Origin of the sequence: Streptomyces sp. NPDC001532 (assembly GCF_040298625.1) — a bacterium.
Lineage (GTDB): Bacteria > Actinomycetota > Actinomycetes > Streptomycetales > Streptomycetaceae > Streptomyces.
On sequence record NZ_JBEPAL010000099.1, the window covers coordinates 1 to 1644 of the forward strand.

Genomic DNA, 1644 nt, shown 5'->3' on the forward strand with positions numbered 1-1644 from the left:
ACCGTTTTCACTTCATTACTTTTATCTTCTGCTTGAATTTCGTTTCCTTCTGTTTCTGTTGTTTTCTTAAGTGCTATTAAATTTTGTTCCATAACTTTGATATAATTCCCGCCTTCTGAAAGTTCTTTCTTCGTCAAACTTTCTAATGGATTAAACACCTCAACGTTTACTTTTGCTTCTTTGGCGAGTGTTTTGGCAAATTTATCATTAGCATTTTTTTCAAAATAAATATACTGAATACTATTAGCTTCAACATATTTTTTTAATTCCCCCAATCTTTTAGCTGAAGGCTCTTTGTCAGGATTTAAACCTGCAATAGACACTTGATTAAGACCATAGTCCAATGCTAAATAGCGGAAAGCAGCATGTTGAGTCACAAAATTTTTCTGCTTAGCATCTTTTAGTTCTTCACTGTATTTTTGATCAAGTTTACTTAATTTTTTAACCGCAAATTGTAAAATGAAGTTAGCCACCTTGAGTCAAGCAAAAAACATCTGAATCTCTTATACTAGAAGTTCGACCAAATAGTATAAAAAGGAAATTCAGATGCAAGACTATTCTATCACAAGCCAGAGCAAAGGGAAACACCTGACCAATCAAGACCGTTTAAACATTGAACGTTGGCACAATAAAGAAGGACTGAGCAACCGTGAGATTGCGCGCTTATTGAATAAAGCTCATGGGACGATTGACAGAGAGATGAAGCGAGGGGAAATCCAGCTCAAGCGGAAGGTAAAATACTCTGCTAAAAAGGCTCAAGAAAATTATGAAGGATTGAGGGCTCACAGTGTTCGTCCGAGTAAACTCACGACTGAGATTGATTGTTATGTGAGTACACGTCTTAAAGAAGACAAGGACTCTTTGGAAGTCATTCATCAGGCTCTAAAAGGAGTTTCTCTGAGCAGCCTCTACAATTGGGTCAACTGGGGCTGGTTAGAAGCCAAGCGTCATCATCTTTTCTATCCGCAGTATAAGGCGGCAAAGAAAATCAAACCTCGTGCGCCAAAGCATCCTTTTGGCAAGTCTATTGAAGAACGGCCTGAGTTCATTAACAATCGCTTAGAAGTGGGGCATTACGAGATTGACACGGTCATTCTTACGAGAGCTAAGAACAAGGTGCTTTTGACGCTCACAGAGCGAAAATACCGCACGGAGATCATTCGCTTGATTGATGGGAAAACAGCACAGGCGGTCAATGATGAGCTGGTGGAACTTCAAAAAAGTTATGACTTCAAATCCATTACCCCTGACAATGGCCATGAATTTGCAAGGCTCTCTGAGGTCGTAAGCTGTCCAGTTTACTATGCACACGCCTACGCGAGCTTTGAGCGAGGGACGAATGAAAACCATAACCGAATGATTCGTAGGCATCTGCCAAAAGGCACAACAAAGACGACCCCTGAAGAAGTCGCCGCTATCGAGTATTGGATGAACCATTATCCAAGAAAAATGTTCAACTATAAGAGTTCATATGAGATGAGCTTGGCTGGCTAACTTGGACTTGCAATTTGCGTTTATCTTCAAAAGTTCTATTTACTGAACTTGTTGTCCTACCTCGACTACGGCGACTCCATCGAGGCCGTCAACGACAACGTCCGCGAGACCATCACCCGCAACGACGCGGACGAGGTCTGGGACCTGTTC

General features: G+C 41.2%; 2 protein-coding genes. One reads left to right on the forward strand and one right to left on the reverse strand.

Features of this window, described 5'->3' with window-relative positions; genetic code table 11:
- Window positions 1-473: metal ABC transporter solute-binding protein, Zn/Mn family (locus ABT232_RS38360; RefSeq protein ID WP_351849434.1), on the reverse strand; the 473-nt coding region annotated here is incomplete at its 3' end.
- Between the two features lie 73 nt (window positions 474-546).
- On the opposite strand from ABT232_RS38360, the gene ABT232_RS38365 reads away from it, so the two are divergent.
- Window positions 547-1494, forward strand: a complete 948-nt coding sequence (locus tag ABT232_RS38365; RefSeq protein ID WP_003130410.1) for an IS30 family transposase — start codon at window positions 547-549, stop codon at window positions 1492-1494.
- The last annotated feature ends 150 nt before the right edge of the window (window positions 1495-1644 follow it).